Consider the following 16,837-nt stretch of genomic DNA (forward strand, 5'->3'; position numbering starts at 1 on the left):
TCACGCGCCCCGGTTGGTCGCCGTCCCCTTCACCGCGTCCAGCGCGTACACGCAGCGGTCCTTGCTGCACGCGTACACGACCCCGTTCCGGGCCACCGGCGAGCCGGTGATCTCGCCGCCCGTCGCCAGCTTCCAGCGCAGTTGCCCGCCGGCCGCGTCCAGGGTGTAGAGGACGTGGTCTGCCGAGCCGAAGTGGACCCGGCCGTCGGCGACCACCGGGGTGCCGATCAGCTCGCCGCCCGCCGCGAACCGCCACTTCGGGGTGCCGGTGACCGCGTCGAGCGTGTACAGGGCGCTGCCGCTGCCGACATGGACGTGCCCGGCGGTGACAAGCACCGGCTCGGTGGACTGGCGCGGCTCGGTCGCGATCCGCCAGCGGTCCTGGCCGGTGGTCGCGTCGAGCGCGTACACCGTGCCGAGGTGGTCGGCGAGATAGACCCCGCCGCCGGTGACGGCCGGTCCGGGCGCGAAGGCGGGCGGCGAGACGAAGACCGCCGGCGCCTCGAAGTGCCAGCGCACATGCCCGCTCGCGATGTCCATCGACAGCACCCGGGTCCCGGCCGCGACGTACACGCAGCCGTCCTCCGCCGGGGCCAGCCGCAGCGGTACGTGGGCGCAGGAGGCGGCGTCGCCGATCGGGTACGACCAGCGCTCGGCGCCGGTACGGGCGTCGAGCGCCTGGAGGCGGGCCTCGCGCCACACGTACACGGTGTCGCCGTGCACGGCCGGTCCGCCCTCGACCGTCTCGAAGTCGGTCTGCGCGCCGCTCAGTTCCCACAGCTTGGCGCCGTTGGACGCCTCCCACGCCTGGACGCCGCCGCCCCGGGTGCCGGTGACGACGGTGCCCCGGTCGACCTGGAGCGAGTACACCCAGGCGTCGGTGTGCAGCCGCCAGCGCTCGCTGCCGTCGTGGGCGTCGAGCGCGTAGAGCGTGGGCCCGTCGGAGGCGTGGATACGGCCCTGGGCCACCGCCATCGACCAGGCGACGTCCCGGGTCTTGAACTGGCGCCGGCCGCTGGCCGTGTCGAGCGCGTGGACCTCGAAGGAGGTGACGTAGAGCAGGTCGCCGTCGACGACGGGGGTGCCCCACACATCGTTGGACATGCGAAAACGCCAGGGCCGCCAGGGGCCGGGGCCCTGCGGCGCGGCCGTGGCCCCGGCCGCCGGGGCGTGCGCCCCGGGCGCGGACGCGGCGCTCGCACCGGGCCCCGTACCGGGTCCCGCACCCGGTCCCGTACCGGGCAGGGGGCGGGCTCCGGGCGGCGGGCCCGGTTCGGCACCGGGGCCGGTGCCGGGAGCGGCGCCGTGCGTGGTGCCGCCCGGCGGGCGGATCCAGCCGGTGGCGGTGCCCGCGGCGGCGCCGGGGCCGAGGGAGAGCGCGGCGCGGGTGTCGGCCACCCGGGGGCCGGGGCCGATCGGGACGGCGGCGCCCGCGAGCCGTACCGGACCAGGGTCGGCCACGGCGGCGGAAGCGGACACGGGAGCCGATACGGGCGCGGGGGCCGATACGGGCACGGGCCCCGGGCCGGGTACGACCGGCGGCGCGGCCACGGCGGCGGACACGGGCCCCGCCCCGGACACCTGGGCGGACACCTGGGCCGGCGCGGGAGCGGAGTGCGCGGGACCGGCGTGGCGGCCACCCGCCGGGCGGTCGGCCGCACGCGGATCGCCGCCGTCCCACGCGGCCGGCGGTCGCGGCGGGCGCGGCGGCATCGGCGGGGCGGCGGGACGCTGCGGGGGATTCGGCCGCCCGCCGCGGCGCGCCTCGATCAGCTCGGTGGCGGACGCGGGCAGCCAGGCCGCCGCCGTACCGCTGTCGTCGCCGGCCGCGCCGGAGTCGAACAGGTGCGGGGCCAGCATCGCCTGGAGGTCGGCCGGGCTGGGCCGCTGGCCGACCTCCATCCGCATGCACGCGTCGATGAGCGGCCGCAGCTCCTCCGGCAGACCCTCCAGGTCCGGGCCCTCACGCAGCAGCATGAACACCGTCTCGACCGGGTTGGCGCCGTGGAAGGGGGCGTGTCCGGTGGCGGCGAAGACCAGCATCGAACCGAGCGAGAAGACATCGCTGGCGCCGGTGACCCCGCGCGAGTCGCGGGCCTGCTCGGGAGACATGTAGGCGGGGGTGCCGACGGCGACGTTGGTCATGGTCAGACGCGTGTTGGAGACCCCGGACGCGATACCGAAGTCGATCACCCGCGGGCCGTCCTCGACGACGAGGACGTTCGACGGCTTGAGGTCGCGGTGGACGAGACCGGCGCCGTGGATCGACTGCAGGGCCTCGGCGACGCCGGCCGCGAGCCAGCGCACCGCCTGCGCCGGCAGCGGCCCGCACTCGTTCACTATCTCTTCGAGGGAGGGAGCGGGGACGTACGCGGTGGCGAGCCACGGCACCGCGGCGCGCGGATCGGCGTCGACGACGGCGGCCGTGTAGAAGCCGGAGACCGCCCGCGCGGCCTCGACCTCGCGGGTGAAGCGGACCCGGAACAGCTGGTCCTCGGCGAGTTCCGTCCGTACGGTCTTGATCGCCACGCGCCGCCCGGACGCCGAGCGCGCGAGATAGACGAGGCCCATGCCGCCCGCGCCGAGCCGGCCCAGCACCTCGAAGGGCCCGATCCTCCTCGGGTCGTGCTGCGTCAGCTGCTCCACTTGCCTGCCACCTCCCCGTCGGGCCATGACAGTACGGCCCGTGGACCCTGATTGTTCCTGTCCGGGGCGGTGGTTGCGAATCCGGGGGCGGAAGCGGGGTGCCACGCGAGCGGCGGGCGCCGCCCTCAGGCCATCGTGGGAGCGAACCGGTGGATCTCGTCCTCGCCGGGCTGGACCACGCCGTAGGTGTTCTCCGGCACCTCGACCCACGCCTCGGGCAGATCGCCGAGGGGCTCGGAGACGACGAGGCGGGTGTCGTCGGAGATCTCCTTCAGGAAGGCGTTGTCGGGGTGGAGTCTGCGCAGGGCGTCCGGCTGGGCGCTGTAGAAGAGCGAACGCGAGGCCTGCGCGGTGGAATAGCGGAAGGCCCAGACGCGGGTGCCGTCGGTGAGGGCGATCGTCATCTGGAGCGGGAACTCCACCCCGTGCTCGCCGGCGATCCGCTCCACGGCGCCCGCCATCGCGGCGACGGCGGCGGGCGGGTCCCGGTCGAGGCCGTAGGTGAGGGCCAGGTAGAACATCACCTCGGAATCCGTCGTGCCCTCCATGTCGGCGTAGAGCGCGGGGTCGACCAGCATGGTGAGGTCACGGCGCATGAGGGGGTACCCGGCGATGGCGCCGTTGTGCATGAACATCCAGCGGCCGTGCCGGAACGGGTGGCAGTTCGACTGCTGGATGGCCGACCCCGTCGACGCCCGGATGTGGGCGAAGAACAGCGGGGAGCGGACATGGTCCGCCAGCTCCCGGAGATTGCGGTTGCTCCACGCCGGGCCGACGTCCCGCAGCAGCGCCGGGACATTGCTCTCCGGCGAGTACCAGCCGACGCCGAACCCGTCGCCGTTGGTGGTCTCCACGCCGAGTTTGGAGTGCAGGCTCTGGTCGATCAGGGAGTGGGACGGTTTGTACAGGATGTCTTCGAGCAGTACCGGCGTTCCCCAGTACGCGAGCCACCGACACATGGGCGATCACCTGGTTCCCTGCCGGACCCTCGGGTGTCGTACGCACTCGTACGCGCCGTCCGGCCTCTCCCATGGTCGCCGCCCTCCCGGCGGTACGCCACATCAGCGCGGGACCGCCGTCGGACCGGCACCGGACCGGCGCCGGGCAATGCGTCCCGCCGACCGCGACGGCCCCGGCGGCCTCTGCGACCTCACCGACCTCTACGACCTCTACGACCTCTACGACCGGGTGAGGATCGCGAAGCGCGCGCCCTGGTCGTCGTCGAGGACAGCGGTACGGCCGTGGGGGGTGTCGCGCGGCGCGAGGACGATGCGGCCGCCGAGGCGGGCGGCCGTATCGCAGGTCTCGTCGCAGTCGCGGGCGGCGAAGTGGACCAGGAGGTGTCCCGGGAACGCGGCGGGTACGGCGGCGGGCATCACCGCCCGGCCGCCGAAGGCGGTGGCCGTGTCGGGGCTGCGGGTGCCGGGCGGGGACCACAGCCGGTAGTCGGCCGCCGCCGGCCCGGGCTCGGTCTGGTGGTGGCCGAGCCAGCCGAAGACGGTGGCGTAGAAGGTGTCGACCGCGTCGGGTGCCCGGGTGTGGACCTCCACCCAGCAGAAGGAGCCGGGTTCGCCGGTGACGGCGAACCCGTTCTCGTCGCCCGCCTGCCGTACGCCGAAGACGGCGCCGCCGGGGTCGGCGGCGAGGGCGCGGACGCCGAACGGGCCGACGGGGTACGGCTCCATCACCATCCGCCCGCCGGCGTCCTTGATGCGGGCGGCCACGGTGCCGGCGTCGCTCGCGGCCAGGTAGAGGGTCCAGGTGGTGGGCATCCGGCCGTCCCGCTTCGGGATGATCCCGGCGACGCGCCGCCCGTCGAGCAGGGCCTCGTGGCGGTCGTCGTCGAAACTCCAGCCGAAGAGCCCGCCGTAGAAGCGTCTGCCGGCCTCCAGGTCGGGCAGCTGTGCCTCCACCCAGCTCGGGGTCCCCTGTGCGTGTACGCCCATGGCCTCAGAATGGATGCCCGCGCACAGGCTCCGCTCGCGCCCCCGGACACCGAAAACCGAACATACGCGCCCATAGTGAGTGCGGAGACCTTGTCCCCCTTGAGTTGTCCACCGAACTTGTCCACAGGCTGTTGATAAGACTATTGGGGTGGTGGGGGTGGTGCGCCGGTGACACGGGCGCGCGGCGACGCGCGAGAGCGCGACGCAACGGCGGCGAACCGGCGGCGAACCGCGGGGTGGCAGCCGCCCGGGAACGGTACCCGGGGCGGCTCGGCACACGGACAGGGGCGTGGCCGGGGGCGTGGCCAGGGGTGCGGGCGCGAGAAGCGGTGGTACGCGGGAGGCGGAGCGGCCCGGACCGGGCTCGGAAGGGGGCGCTGACCGGGCCTGGACAGGCCCTGACGGCGGCCCCGAGGGCAGGGGTGCCCCCATTTGCAGTCGGCCGAATCGCGCGCGGATCACCCGTCGGTAAGCTGACGGCATGACAGGACAAGTACGCACCGTCGACGGCCGCGTGGCCGGACGACGCGGTCAGGCTACGCGGCAGAAACTGCTCGACTGCCTCGGCGAGATGCTCAGCTCCTCGCCCTACCGGGACGTCAAGGTCATCGACGTGGCCCGCAAGGCGGGAACCTCACCCGCGACGTTCTATCAGTACTTCCCCGACGTCGAGGGCGCTGTCCTCGAAATCGCGGAAGAAATGGCCAAGGAAGGCGCAGGATTGACCGAACTGGTCTCCGGCCGCTCCTGGGTCGGCAAGGCCGGCTGGCAGACCGCCGAGGATCTCGTCGACGGGTTCCTGGACTTCTGGCGCAAGAACGACGCGATCCTGCGGGTGGTGGACCTCGGGGCCGCGGAGGGCGACAAGCGGTTCTACAAGATCCGCATGAAGATCCTGAACTCGGTCACCAACTCCCTCACGGACGCGGTGAAGGAGCTCCAGGCCAAGGGCAAGGTCGACAAGGACGTCAGCCCCGCGGCGATGGCGGGCTCGCTGGTGGCGATGCTGGCGGCGGTCGCCGGCCACCAGAAGGGCTTCACGTCCTGGGGCGTGAAGCAGGCCGAACTCAAGCCGAACCTGGCCCTGTTGGTGCACCTGGGAATCACGGGCAAGAAGCCGACGAGGTAACCCGCCCCCGCCCCGGGAGCGCCCCGCTCCCTTCACCCGTCCTGTCGCGCCGGCGGCGGTACGGCCCCCTGCCTTCCGCACGGGGCCGGACCGCCGCCGGCGTTCGTTATGCCCTGACGCCTTCTCCCCCGCGTCACGCCCCCGCCGGCGGGGGTGTCGATGCCTGTGCCGGCGAGGGCGCCTGTGCCGGTGCCGATGCCGATGCCTGCGTCGACGCCTGTGCCGGCGCCGGTGTCCGGGTCAGCCGGAACAGCCGGATCTCCCGCTCGATCCGGGCCTGGTACGTGGCGTACGGCGGCCAGAACACCAGCGCCGCCCGCCATGCCTCGGCCCGCTCCTCCCCCGTCAGCAGCCGCGCCCGTACGGTGACGTTCTCCCCGCGCCAGCTGACTTCGGCGTCCGGGTGCGCGAGGAGATTGCCCGTCCAGGCCGGATGACCCGGCCGGCCGAAGTTGGAGCCCACCAGGAGCCAGGTCCCGCCCGGTTCCGGTACGCAGGCGAGCGGGGTCACCCGCGGCAGCCCGCTCCTCGCGCCCCGGGCGGTCAGCACGACCCCCGGCAGCATCCGCGCGCTCAGCAGCACCTTTCCCCTGGTCAGCCGGTGTACGGCCCGGTCCAGGGCGGGTATGACGTGCGGCGCTGTCCGGGCGAAGACGCGGGTGGAGGAGACCTTCCGCATCACCCGCACACCGAACGGTGTCCCGCTCATCGCGCACCCCCGGCCAGTTGGTCCCGCTCGGCGGCGCGGGCGCGCAGCCGGGAGGCGGGGCCGAAGAGCAGTTCGTCGGCGGTGGCCCGCTTGAAGTAGAGGTGGGCGTCGTGCTCCCAGGTGACGCCGATCCCTCCGTGCAACTGGACCGTCTCGGCCGCCGCCGCGCGCTGCGCGTCCAGGGCCTGCGCGAGAGCGAGTCCGGCGGCCACGGCCCCCTCCGGCCCGCCGCCCCACGGCCCCGACCCGCCCCCGCCCTCACCCTTCCCGTCCGCCACCGCGACGGCGTATCCCGTCAGGGAGCGGGCCGACTCGATGGCGACGAGCGCGTCGGCGAGCCGGTGTTTGACCGCCTGGAAGGAGCCGATGGGGCGGCCGAACTGCTCGCGTGTGGTGACGTGTTCGACGGTACGGTCGAGCGCGCCGCGCGCGGCCCCCACCGCCTCGGCGGCCAAGGCGACGGCGACGGTACGCCCGACCGCGTCCAACACCCCCGGCACCCCGACCCCGTCGTCACGCTCACCCAGCAACTCGGCCGGAACTCCCCGCAATTGGACGGTGGCCTGGGTGCGGGTCAGGTCCAGGGTCGCCTCCCGCCGCCGGACAAGCCCCGGCGCTCCGGACGACGCCTCCTCCCCCTTTGGCCACACCAGGAAGAGAAGGGTGCGGCCGCGCGGGAAGCCGCCGGTGTGCGCGGCGACCAGGAGCAGCCCGGCGCTGTGCCCGTCAAGGACGTGCCCGGCCTCCCCGTACAGCGACCAGTGGGTGCCGTCCGGGCGGGTGGCCTGGATGCCGCCGGAGCGGCCGTCGCCCGACCAGGGCAGGGAGGTGTTGTCGCCGGTGAGCCCGAGGGCGAACGGCAGCGGACCACCGACCCCGAGCCCGCCCCCGGCCCCGGCTCCACCCCCGGGAAGTACGAGCGCGCAGGTCAGAGTTCCCGCGGCTATTCGGGGCAGCAGCTCGGCGCGCTGCCGCTCGCTGCCGAGGGCGGCGATCAGCGGGGCGGCGAGGACGGCCGTGGCGAGGAACGGCGAGGGGGTCAGGGTGCGGCCGATCTCCTCGCAGGCGAGGGCGAGTTCGGCGAGGCCGCAGCCGGCCCCGCCGTACCGCTCGGGCAGGGTGAGGCCGGGCAGTCCGAGGGTGCCGGCGAGGGCGGTCCACAGCCCGGCGTCGTACCCCTCGGCGGTGGCGACGGCCGCGCGGCTCCCGGCCGGCCCGGCGCGCCGGGCGAGCAGATCGCGCAGCGTGCGGCGCATCTCCCGCCGTTCTTCGGTAGCGGTCGCGCCGACCGCGATGGCATCGACCTCGACGGCATGCATGGGTCCGGCCTCCATGGGCTTCCCCTCCGCGGGCTTCCCCGGTATCTGACGGGCCGTCATGCTAGGTGCGTCCTCACGAGAAGCCCAGACCCGATACCTCTGGCGATCCAAGAAAACTGATGTACCGTCAGATTCATGTCTCCCCTCTCCCGCACGCGCGCTCACGGGGACCAGCACCGCCGCCGCGTCGCCGTCGTCGGCGTGGCCCTGGCCGACTGCGGCCGGGTCGACGGGCCCACTCCCTACGCCCTGCACGCCCAGGCCGCCCGCCGCGCCCTCGCGGACAGCGGGCTCGACCGGTCGGTGATCGACGGCCTCGCCTCCGCCGGGCTCGGCACCCTCGCCCCGGTCGAGGTCGCCGAATACCTGGGCCTGCGCCCACGCTGGACCGACTCCACCAGCGTCGGCGGCGCCACCTGGGAGGTCATGGCCGCGCACGCCGCCGACGCCATCGCCGCCGGTCACGCCGGCGCGGTTCTGCTCGTCTACGGTTCGACCGCCCGCGCCGACGTCCGGGCCCGCCGCCGCACCGGCAACCTCTCCTTCGGCGCGCGGGGCCCGCTCCAGTACGAAGTCCCTTACGGACACAGCCTGATCGCCAAGTACGCGATGGCCGCGCGCCGCCATATGCACGAGTACGGCACCACCCTCGCCCAGCTCGCCGAAGTCGCCGTCCAGGCGCGGGCGAACGCCGCCCGCAACCCGGAGGCGATGTACCGCACCCCGCTCACCACCGACGACGTGCTCGGCGGCCCGATGATCGCCGACCCCTTCACCAAGCTGCACTGCTGCGTCCGCGGCGACGGCGGCTGCGCGGTCCTGCTGGCCGCCGAGGAGTACGTGCCGGACACCGTGAAGGCGCCCGTGTGGATCCTCGGCACCGGCGCGTACGTCTCGCACGCCGCCATGTCGCAGTGGGAGGACTTCACCCTCTCCCCGGCCGCCGTCAGCGGCGCGCTCGCCTTCGAACGGGCCGGCGTCACCCCCGCCGACATCGAACTCGCCGAGATCTACGACGCGTTCACCTATATGACCCTGGTGACCCTGGAGGACCTCGGCTTCTGCGCGAAGGGCGAGGGCGGCGCGTACTTCGCCGACAAGGACCGGCTGCCGGTGAACACCGACGGCGGCGGACTGTCCGCCTGCCACCCCGGGATGCGCGGACTGTTCCTGCTCGTCGAGGCGGTCCGGCAGCTGCGCGGCGAGGCCCCCGGGCTCCAGGTACGGCGGCCCGACGGCTCGCTCCCCGAGCTTGCGGTGGCCTCCGGCACCGGGGGCTGGTTCTGTTCCTCGGGCACGGTGGTCCTCGGCCGCGGCTGACACCGTCAGGCACTACCCGTGCCCGGCCGGCCTATCCGCGACAGACGGCCCCCGGCGCGGCAAACCACGCGCACGCATGATGGAGCCCATGGACGCCAAGGACCCCAAGGCCAACGACAACGACACCGCCGAGAACAAGGGCAAGACCGGCAGCGGCAACAGCGACGGCGACGGCGGGAACACTGAGCGCCGCTTCCACGAGGCCCTGCGGACCCTGCGGGTCTGGGACACCCCGCTGCCCGGCTTCGATCCGGCCGAGGCGCCGGACGACCCGGTCGCGCTCTTCCACACCTGGTTCACCGGCGCGGTCGACGCCGGGGCCGTCGAACCGCACACCCTGTCCCTGGCCACCGTCGACCAGGACGGCCGCCCCGACGTCCGTACGGTGATGCTGCACGGCGCCGACGCCCGCGGCTGGCACTTCGCCTCGCACGCCGGCAGCGCCAAGGGCCGCCAGCTCGCCGACCGCCCCGAGGCCGCCCTCGGCTTCTACTGGCCGGCGCAGGGCCGCCAGGTGCGGGTCCGGGGGCCGGTGACGACCGGGACGCGCGAGGAGGCGTACGCCGACCTGCACGCCCGTACCCCCGGCGCCCTCGCCTCCGCCCTCGTCGGCCACCAGAGCGAGATCCTCGGCTCCCTCGACACCCTCGCCCGGGCGAGCGAAGCGGCCTGGGACCGCGCCCTGCGCGAGCCCGAGGCGCACGCGGAGAGCTGGACGCTGTACGTGGTCGAGCCGACCGAGGTGGAGTTCTTCCAGGGCGACGAGCGGCGCCGCCACATCCGTCTCCGCTACCGCCGCGGGGGCGGGGCCGGATCCGGGGGCGGCTGGGTCCGCGAACTCCTCTGGCCCTGAGGTCGTACGCGCGCCCCGACTCCGCACCGCACCCACCTACACGCACCGTGCCCCGGACCGATCGGATCGGTCCGGGGCACGGTGCGTGTCTGTGCGAGAGGCGTGCGCGCGGTGCGCGTCAGGCGGCGACCGCGACCTTCGGCTCGGCCTGCGGCGCGCTCACCGTCTCGTCGATCGGGGAGCCCGACGCCGTCGCGTACGCGGTGTGGTCCAGGATCTTCTCCCGGGCCGCGACGATCACCGGGATCAGCGCCTGACCGGCGACGTTCGTGGCGGTGCGCATCATGTCCAGGATCGGGTCGATCGCCATCAGCAGGCCGACGCCCTCCAGCGGCAGGCCCAGGGCGGACAGGGTCAGCGTCAGCATGACCGTGGCGCCGGTGAGGCCGGCGGTGGCCGCCGAGCCGATGACCGAGACGAACGCGATGAGCAGGTAGTCCCGGATGCCGAGCTGGACGTCGAAGATCTGCGCGATGAAGATCGCGGAGAGCGCCGGGTAGATCGCGGCGCAGCCGTCCATCTTCGTCGTGGCGCCGAACGGCACGGCGAAGGACGCGTACTCCTTCGGGACGCCGAGGCGCTCGGTGACCTTCTGGGTGACCGGCATGGTGCCGACGGAGGAGCGGGAGACGAAGGCCAGCTGGATGGCCGGCCAGGCGCCCTTGAAGAACTGCAGCGGGTTCAGCTTGGCGACGGTCGCGAGCAGCAGCGGGTAGACGCCGAAGAGGACGAGCGCGCAGCCGATGTAGATGTCGGCGGTGAAGGTGGCGTACTTGCCGATCAGGTCCCAGCCGTAGTTCACGATGGCGCGGCCGATGAGGCCGGCGGTGCCGATCGGGGCCAGCCGGATGACCCACCACAGGGCCTTCTGGAGCAGCTCCAGGACCGACTCGGAGAGGGAGAGCAGCGGCTGCGCCTTCGGGCCGATCTTGAGCGCGGCGATACCGGCGACGGCGGCCATGAAGACGATCTGCAGGACGTTCAGCTCGGTGAACGGCGTGATGACGTCCGTCGGGATGATGCCGGTGAGGAAGTCGATCCAGCTGCCCTGGTGCTCGGGCAGCTTGCCGTCCTTCGGCGTGAGGCCGGTACCCGAACCCGGGTTGGTGAGCAGGCCGATCGCGAGACCGATGCCGACGGCGATCAGCGAGGTGATCATGAACCAGATCAGGGTCTGGGCGGCCAGCCGGGCCGCGTTGTTGACCTTGCGCAGGTTGCTGATCGAGACCAGGATCGCGAAGAAGACGAGCGGGGCGACGGCCAGCTTCAGCAGCTGGACGAAGATGCCGCCGACCTGCGCCAGGGCCTCCTTGAGCCAGCCGATGTCCTGGCTGCGGGCGAGCCACCCGAGCAGGACACCGAGCGCGAGACCGGCGACGATCTGGGCCCAGAACGGGATCTTCGGTATGCGGGACTTCGCCACCGGCGCCGAAGAGGGCGCGGACGAGGACGCGGACACGGACACACTCCAGTGGTGCGTATCGGGGAAATACGAGGACGGGGGTGCGGCAGTCACACGCGCTCAGCGCGCGGGCCGCTGCATGATGACGCCGGGATCGAAGGACCGGGGACCGGTTCCGGGTCGGGGACCCGGGGGCCTGGTCGGCGGTCGAAGATCAGAGCACGCGGCAACAGACCGCGGACATACAGCGGCACAGGTCGACGTGCAGGCGCGCGACGAGCGGTTCGCTCGCGGCATCGGGGAGGCGCACTGCTGTCTTCATGCCCAGTACGTTAACACTTGAACTTTGAGATCCTCAAAGCCCTTCTTTGGGTACGGGTACACCCATCCACCCCTCGCGCGGGGCGCGGGGAGGGCTCGGAAGCGCGCACAGGCCACCGTCGACCCGACGAAAAAACCTGATAAAACGCATCAAAGCACCCGCAAGACTTGCGGGTAACGCAGAACACCCCGGACGGGAGCCCTTGAGGCCCCGTCCGGGGTGCAGCTACGAGTGTGAGGAAACTTACGCGCCTCTTACGCCGTATTCAGCAGGCGCGGCGCGCGCCCGGCGAGCGCTTCCTAGGCGGCGTCCTCGGCGGAACGGTTCGACTCCAGGCGGGACTTCGCCCGGTCGACCTTCCGCACGATCTCGGTGCTCATGGCGTCGCGCTGCTTGCGCAGCAGGACGAAGCTGAGCGGCGCGGAGACGACCACCGAGAGCACGAGGACCCACAGCAGGTTGGAATCGCCGAGGCCGCGCGGCAGCACACGGGCGTAGACCAGGCCCCACAGCACGGCGAAGCTGCCGGCGAAGATGCCGAGGCGCATCAGGGTGTAGCGGAGCATGCGAGTTCCTCCCATACCGGACGAGCGTCCTTCCAGTGAAACACGCGCGGGCGCGAAGCCCGGGAGCGGGGCCCTTGAGCGGCCGATCCGTAAGGGATACCTTCCCTCCATGACCCTTACTTTCACGCTCGATCCCGCCGTCGACCCCACGCTGCGCGATGGCATCCTCGCCCTCTGGGCGGACGTCTCCAACGCGGGCGGCGCCGTCGGCTTCGTCCCGCCCGTGACGCCGGAGGAGATCCGCCCGGCGCTGCTGCGGCAGATGCTGACGATGGAGGAGGGCCGCACCCGGCTGCTCGTGGGCCACGACGAGGACGGCCGGGTGGCCGCCACCGCCTTCCTCACCTTCAACACGGACGACCTTCAGGCGCACTGGATCTGGCTGTACACGGTGATGGTGCACCCCGGCCACCAGGGCAAGGGGTACGGGCGCGCGCTGATGGAGGCGGTCGAGCGGGCGGCCCGGACCGCCGAGGGCTTCGAACGCGTCGAGGCGATCCGGCTGAGCTGCCGCGGCGGCCTCGGCCTGGAGGACTTCTACGCGCGGGCCGGATACAAGGAGGTCGGCCGCGTCCCGGGCGCCGTCCGGGTGGCCCCGGGCGACGACCGCGACGACATCATGATGCTGCTGACGCTGGGCTGACCCGTACGGGGAAGACCGTACGGGGAGATCCGCACGGGGAGATCCGTACGGGGAAGTCCGCACAGGGAAGTCCGCACAGGGAAGTCCGCACGGGCGCGGGGCCGGCGCCGTACAGGAACCGGACCCGCACCGGACCCGCACCGGGTCGAGCCGGACCGCGCCGCTCACCGCGCGCCACGCACGCACGAGGGCGCCGCACCCGTGCCCCGTACGGATTCCCCCGTACGGGCACCGGCCCGGCGCCCTCGCGTCGTACCTCTTACCTCGCGCCTCTTACCTGGCGCCCCTCGGCTCGCACCTCTCGGTACGGCGACGGAGTCAGACCCGCATCGGCTGCGGCGACTCGCGGCGGCCCGCGTCCGGGCCCGGGTACTCGCGGATGATCTCGTAGCGCGTGTTCCGCTCCACCGGCCGGAAGCCGGCGTCCTGGATCAGCTCCAGGAGGTCGTCGCGGGTCAGCTTGTTCGGGGTGCCGTAGTTGTCGGCGTCGTGCGTGATCTTGTACTCGACGACCGAGCCGTCCATGTCGTCGGCGCCGTGCTGGAGTGCCAGCTGGGCGGTCTGGACGCCGTGCATCACCCAGAACACCTTGACGTGCGGGACGTTGTCGAACAGCAGCCGCGAGACAGCGAACGTCTTCAGGGCCTCGGCGCCGGTGGCCATGGTGGTGCGGGCCTGGAGCCGGTTGCGGATCTTGCCGTCCTTCATGTCCACGAAGTCGTGCTGGTAGCGCAGCGGGATGAAGACCTGGAAGCCGCCGGTCTCGTCCTGGAGCTCACGCAGCCGCAGCACGTGGTCGACGCGGTGGCGCGGCTCCTCGATGTGCCCGTAGAGCATCGTGGCCGGGGTCTTGAGCCCCTTCTCGTGCGCGAGCCGGTGGATCCGGGACCAGTCCTCCCAGTGGGTGGAGTGGTCCACGATGTGCTGCCGGACCTCCCAGTCGAAGATCTCGGCGCCGCCGCCGGTCAGCGACTCCAGGCCGGCCTCGATCAGCTCGTCGAGGATCTCCGAGGCCGACAGGCCGGAGATGGTCTCGAAGTGGTGGATCTCGGTGGCGGTGAACGCCTTGAGGGAGACGTTCGGGAGCGCCTTCTTCAGCTCGGAGAGCGAGCGCGGGTAGTAGCGCCAGGGCAGGTTGGGGTGCAGCCCGTTGACGATGTGCAGCTCGGTGAGGTTCTCGCCCTCCATCGCCTTCGCGAGGCGCACGGCCTCTTCGATGCGCATGGTGTAGGCGTCCTTCTCGCCGGGCTTGCGCTGGAAGGAGCAGTAGGCGCAGGAGGCGGTGCAGACGTTGGTCATGTTCAGATGCCGGTTGACATTGAAGTGCACCACGTCGCCGTTCTTGCGGGTCCGGACCTCGTGGGCCAGTCCGCCGAGCCAGGCGAGATCGTCCGACTCGTACAGGGCGATGCCGTCCTCACGGCTCAGCCGCTCTCCGGCGAGGACCTTCTGCTCCAGCTCACGCTTGAGCCCCGCGTCCATACGGCCGCCTCCCACTCTCTGCTACGTACTGCACGAACCCGCTCGTGCCACTGCCACTCGTATGACTGTCGACTATGACCGTCGACGACTGCCTACCAGTACCGCCCGCACGAGGGCGCCCGAAGGGCTCCCCCACGGTACTCCCACCCCGCCGGGCTCCCCGGCCCGGACCTCGTCGGTTCGGACGCCTTCGCCCCGGACCTCGTCGGCTCAGACCTCTTCGGGCAGCTCGCCGACGCGGTTCTCCCACTTGGTGGAGAGCACGATGGTCGTACGGGTGCGGGAGACGCCCTTCGTGCCGGACAGCCGGCGGATCGTCTTCTCCAGTCCGTCGACGTCACTGCCGCGAACCTTGAGCATGAAGGAGTCGTCGCCGGCGATGAACCAGCAGTCCTCGATCTCCGCCAGGTCCTTCAGCCGGCGGGCCACGTCCTCGTGGTCGGCGGCGTCGGACAGCGAGATGCCGATGAGCGCGGTGACGCCGAGGCCGAGGGAGGCCGCGTCGACGGTGGCGCGGTAGCCGGTGATGACACCGGCGGCTTCGAGACGGTTGATGCGGTCGGTGACGGAGGGGCCGGAGAGCCCGACGAGACGGCCCAGCTCGGCATACGAGGCCCGGCCGTTCTCACGCAAAGCCTGGATGAGCTGCCTGTCCACGGCGTCCATAGGAAAAAACCTTCCATTGTCCAGCGATACCGCGAGTATAGGTGTAGAATCTAAGGCATACAGGGGGGACGCCCTGTGAATTCATCAGTGGATCAACGACGAACTTTCAGGAATGGTGATCACCGTGTACACGATCGAGATGGCCTACGCCCGCATGCGCGAGCTGCAGGACCTGGCCAACCGCTCGCGTGCCCACCAGCCGTCCCAGCAGAAGCGCGGTCCGAAGACGAAGTCCGCCGCGAAGAAGCGCTGATCAGAGCGCTGCCGACGACGTTTCTTCCCCCGGCGTCGGCTCCCGCGCTCACCCAAGCGTCGACCGCGGTGCTCACCGAAGCACCGCCGGACGCGCTGACCGGCCCGGGGGCCGGCCCCCCACGACGGGCCGGCCACCGGGCCGCGGTGTAGGCCCCTACGGGATCGGCCCCCTCAGGGGCAGCCCCTCCGGATTCGATCCTTGGGGGTTCGATCCTTGGGGGTACGGCCCTTACGGGTTCAGCCCTCAGGGGTTCAGTCCTTACGGGAAGCGGCTCCACCCAGCTCTCCTTCCCACCGGCGGTACAGCGTGTGCGGCACCCCCGCCGCGTCGAGCACCCGCCCCGCGACGAAGTCCACCAGGTCCTGGATGTGCGTCGCCCCCGCGTAGAACGCCGGGGAGGCCGGCAGCACCACGGCGCCCGCCTCGTCCAGCGCCACCATGTGCTTCAGCGTCTGCCCGTTCAACGGGGTCTCCCGTACGGCGACGACCAGCGGCCGCCGCTCCTTGAGCGTCACGCTCGCGACCCGCTGGAGCAGATCCTTCGACAGTCCGAGCGCGACCCCCGCCACCGACGCGGTCGACGCCGGCACGATCAGCATCCCCTTCGCCGGGTACGACCCCGAGGACGGCCCGGCGGCCAGATCCCCGGCCGGCCAGTACCGCACATCGGCCATCGCCGCGCCGTCGGCGTCGATGCCGACATCGAAGGTGTGCGGCTTCCCGTCGGCGCCGCGCGCCAGCCACGCCGCCAGGTCCTCGCGCCAGTGCGCGTCCCGGAAGGCGATGCCCGTCTCGTCGAGCAGCGTCAGCCGCGACGCCCGCGACACCACCAGGTCGACGCTCTCTCCCGCCGCGAGCAGCCCTCGCAGTACGGCGGCGGCGTACGGCGTCCCGGACGCCCCCGACACCCCCACGACCCACGGACGACGCTGCTGTTTGTTCACCGGCTCCACGCCGACGAGCCTATCCGGCCCTGATCGGGGTCGACGCGTCAGGCTTTCGGGTCGACGGGGAGGGGGGCGGTGTCGATGAGGAGCTTGCCGAGCGAGGTCTCGACGCTCACCGTCCCGCCGTACCGGAAGGTGTCACGGCCGAGGTAGCCGTCCGGCCCCGGATGCCAGAAGGTGACGCAGTGCTCCTGGTACGGATCGAAAACCAGGTAGTCACGGATGCCGCGCCGGGCGTACGCCCGGTTCTTGACCTCGTAGTCGTTGCGGACACTGCTCGGCGAGACGACCTCGATCACCAGCTCGATCAGCTCCGGTGAGTAGGCGCTCAGATTCCGGTCCGCCTCCGCGGCCGGGATCACCGCCAGGTCGGGGCAGAACTCGTTGTCGCCGTCGAGGGGGACGGCGACGTCGCTGATGAAGCCCCAGTCCGCCGACAACTGGGCTTCCAGGGCCGCCCACAGCATCCAGACGGTGGTGTTGTCGTGCGGGCGAAGCGGGCACAGCACGAGGGATCCCTCGACCATCTCCGCCCTGTGCCCTGGGAACACGTCCTCGTACCGGGTCAGCCGCGCGTGCGGCTCGCCGGGCTCGACGTCCCTCATGCCGGCCTCCCGCCTCCGTGCTCCGC

At 72.3% G+C, this 16,837-nt stretch carries 15 protein-coding genes and 1 pseudogene; 5 read left to right on the plus strand and 11 right to left on the minus strand.

Features of this window, described 5'->3' with window-relative positions:
- From ACGFRB_RS19625 to ACGFRB_RS19635, 3 genes are all read right to left on the minus strand, one after another.
- Entirely contained in the window at nucleotides 1-2,646 is a 2,646-nt protein-coding gene (locus ACGFRB_RS19625; protein WP_393244514.1) for a PQQ-binding-like beta-propeller repeat protein, read from the minus strand.
- Between the two features lie 125 nt (nucleotides 2,647-2,771).
- Nucleotides 2,772-3,605, minus strand: a complete 834-nt coding sequence (locus tag ACGFRB_RS19630; protein ID WP_393244516.1) for a class II glutamine amidotransferase — start codon at nucleotides 3,603-3,605, stop codon at nucleotides 2,772-2,774.
- 219 nt (nucleotides 3,606-3,824) lie between these two features.
- Nucleotides 3,825-4,592 carry a VOC family protein gene (locus tag ACGFRB_RS19635; RefSeq protein WP_393244518.1) on the minus strand — a complete coding sequence of 256 codons (768 nt, stop codon included), beginning with the start codon at nucleotides 4,590-4,592 and terminating at the stop codon, nucleotides 3,825-3,827.
- A gap of 481 nt (nucleotides 4,593-5,073) precedes the next feature.
- On the opposite strand from ACGFRB_RS19635, the gene ACGFRB_RS19640 reads away from it, so the two are divergent.
- On the plus strand, nucleotides 5,074-5,721 hold the full coding sequence (locus tag ACGFRB_RS19640; protein ID WP_361231124.1) for a TetR family transcriptional regulator: 648 nt from the start codon (nucleotides 5,074-5,076) through the stop codon (nucleotides 5,719-5,721).
- 235 nt (nucleotides 5,722-5,956) lie between these two features.
- On the opposite strand, the pseudogene ACGFRB_RS19645 reads toward ACGFRB_RS19640, so the two are convergent.
- Nucleotides 5,957-6,430, minus strand: a pseudogene (locus tag ACGFRB_RS19645) (nitroreductase family deazaflavin-dependent oxidoreductase); the annotation flags it as partial.
- On the minus strand, nucleotides 6,427-7,749 hold the full coding sequence (locus ACGFRB_RS19650) for an acyl-CoA dehydrogenase family protein (protein WP_393244520.1): 1,323 nt from the start codon (nucleotides 7,747-7,749) through the stop codon (nucleotides 6,427-6,429). The gene ACGFRB_RS19650 and the pseudogene ACGFRB_RS19645, both read right to left, overlap by 4 nt.
- Before the next feature lie 135 nt (nucleotides 7,750-7,884).
- Between ACGFRB_RS19650 and ACGFRB_RS19655 the strand changes: the two genes are divergently transcribed.
- Both ACGFRB_RS19655 and ACGFRB_RS19660 read left to right on the plus strand, forming a co-directional pair.
- On the plus strand, nucleotides 7,885-9,069 hold the full coding sequence (locus ACGFRB_RS19655; RefSeq protein ID WP_393244522.1) for an acetyl-CoA acetyltransferase: 1,185 nt from the start codon (nucleotides 7,885-7,887) through the stop codon (nucleotides 9,067-9,069).
- A gap of 88 nt (nucleotides 9,070-9,157) precedes the next feature.
- Complete coding sequence (locus ACGFRB_RS19660; protein WP_393244523.1) at nucleotides 9,158-9,922, plus strand: pyridoxal 5'-phosphate synthase; 765 nt, start codon at nucleotides 9,158-9,160, stop codon at nucleotides 9,920-9,922.
- A gap of 118 nt (nucleotides 9,923-10,040) precedes the next feature.
- On the opposite strand, the gene ACGFRB_RS19665 is transcribed toward ACGFRB_RS19660, so the two are convergent.
- Together ACGFRB_RS19665 and ACGFRB_RS19670 are read right to left on the minus strand one after the other, a co-directional pair.
- Entirely contained in the window at nucleotides 10,041-11,381 is a 1,341-nt protein-coding gene (locus ACGFRB_RS19665; protein ID WP_393244525.1) for a dicarboxylate/amino acid:cation symporter, read from the minus strand.
- Between the two features lie 564 nt (nucleotides 11,382-11,945).
- Nucleotides 11,946-12,212 (minus strand): DUF4229 domain-containing protein, encoded by a 267-nt coding sequence (locus ACGFRB_RS19670; RefSeq protein ID WP_363002728.1) that lies wholly within the window; start codon nucleotides 12,210-12,212, stop codon nucleotides 11,946-11,948.
- 109 nt (nucleotides 12,213-12,321) lie between these two features.
- Between ACGFRB_RS19670 and ACGFRB_RS19675 the strand changes: the two genes are divergently transcribed.
- Entirely contained in the window at nucleotides 12,322-12,855 is a 534-nt protein-coding gene (locus ACGFRB_RS19675) for a GNAT family N-acetyltransferase (protein ID WP_393244527.1), read from the plus strand.
- A 318-nt stretch (nucleotides 12,856-13,173) separates the two neighbouring features.
- Here ACGFRB_RS19675 and mqnE read toward each other — a convergent pair whose 3' ends face one another.
- Both mqnE and ACGFRB_RS19685 read right to left on the minus strand, forming a co-directional pair.
- Entirely contained in the window at nucleotides 13,174-14,337 is a 1,164-nt protein-coding gene (mqnE, locus tag ACGFRB_RS19680) for an aminofutalosine synthase MqnE (protein WP_361231108.1), read from the minus strand.
- A 210-nt stretch (nucleotides 14,338-14,547) separates the two neighbouring features.
- A complete protein-coding gene (locus ACGFRB_RS19685; protein ID WP_363002724.1) occupies nucleotides 14,548-15,003 on the minus strand; it encodes an Lrp/AsnC family transcriptional regulator in 456 nt (151 codons plus the stop codon).
- A 112-nt stretch (nucleotides 15,004-15,115) separates the two neighbouring features.
- On the opposite strand from ACGFRB_RS19685, the gene ACGFRB_RS19690 reads away from it, so the two are divergent.
- Nucleotides 15,116-15,256: a hypothetical protein gene (locus tag ACGFRB_RS19690; protein ID WP_393244530.1), complete on the plus strand. Its 141-nt coding sequence runs from the start codon at nucleotides 15,116-15,118 to the stop codon at nucleotides 15,254-15,256.
- 254 nt (nucleotides 15,257-15,510) lie between these two features.
- Here the strand turns inward: ACGFRB_RS19690 and ACGFRB_RS19695 are convergent, their stop codons facing one another.
- On the minus strand, nucleotides 15,511-16,203 hold the full coding sequence (locus ACGFRB_RS19695) for a UbiX family flavin prenyltransferase (protein WP_363003244.1): 693 nt from the start codon (nucleotides 16,201-16,203) through the stop codon (nucleotides 15,511-15,513).
- Between the two features lie 47 nt (nucleotides 16,204-16,250).
- Nucleotides 16,251-16,811, minus strand: a complete 561-nt coding sequence (locus tag ACGFRB_RS19700; protein ID WP_393244531.1) for a Uma2 family endonuclease — start codon at nucleotides 16,809-16,811, stop codon at nucleotides 16,251-16,253.
- Nucleotides 16,812-16,837: the final 26 nt, after the last annotated feature.

Source organism: Streptomyces sp. NPDC048718 (assembly GCF_043198875.1).
Classification (GTDB): domain Bacteria; phylum Actinomycetota; class Actinomycetes; order Streptomycetales; family Streptomycetaceae; genus Streptomyces.

What these genes read in the sequence shown, in the direction of transcription:
- ACGFRB_RS19635 (WP_393244518.1), bottom strand. Translation starts at nt 4,592, where the DNA reads ATGGGCGTACACGCACAGGGGACCCCGAGCTGGGTGGAGGCACAGCTG.
- mqnE (WP_361231108.1), bottom strand. Translation starts at nt 14,337, where the DNA reads ATGGACGCGGGGCTCAAGCGTGAGCTGGAGCAGAAGGTCCTCGCCGGA.
- ACGFRB_RS19655 (WP_393244522.1), top strand. Translation starts at nt 7,885, where the DNA reads ATGTCTCCCCTCTCCCGCACGCGCGCTCACGGGGACCAGCACCGCCGC.
- ACGFRB_RS19700 (WP_393244531.1), bottom strand. Translation starts at nt 16,811, where the DNA reads ATGAGGGACGTCGAGCCCGGCGAGCCGCACGCGCGGCTGACCCGGTAC.
- ACGFRB_RS19675 (WP_393244527.1), top strand. Translation starts at nt 12,322, where the DNA reads ATGACCCTTACTTTCACGCTCGATCCCGCCGTCGACCCCACGCTGCGC.
- ACGFRB_RS19640 (WP_361231124.1), top strand. Translation starts at nt 5,074, where the DNA reads ATGACAGGACAAGTACGCACCGTCGACGGCCGCGTGGCCGGACGACGC.
- ACGFRB_RS19690 (WP_393244530.1), top strand. Translation starts at nt 15,116, where the DNA reads ATGGTGATCACCGTGTACACGATCGAGATGGCCTACGCCCGCATGCGC.
- ACGFRB_RS19630 (WP_393244516.1), bottom strand. Translation starts at nt 3,605, where the DNA reads ATGTGTCGGTGGCTCGCGTACTGGGGAACGCCGGTACTGCTCGAAGAC.
- ACGFRB_RS19685 (WP_363002724.1), bottom strand. Translation starts at nt 15,003, where the DNA reads ATGGACGCCGTGGACAGGCAGCTCATCCAGGCTTTGCGTGAGAACGGC.
- ACGFRB_RS19670 (WP_363002728.1), bottom strand. Translation starts at nt 12,212, where the DNA reads ATGCTCCGCTACACCCTGATGCGCCTCGGCATCTTCGCCGGCAGCTTC.
- ACGFRB_RS19650 (WP_393244520.1), bottom strand. Translation starts at nt 7,749, where the DNA reads ATGCATGCCGTCGAGGTCGATGCCATCGCGGTCGGCGCGACCGCTACC.
- ACGFRB_RS19660 (WP_393244523.1), top strand. Translation starts at nt 9,158, where the DNA reads ATGGACGCCAAGGACCCCAAGGCCAACGACAACGACACCGCCGAGAAC.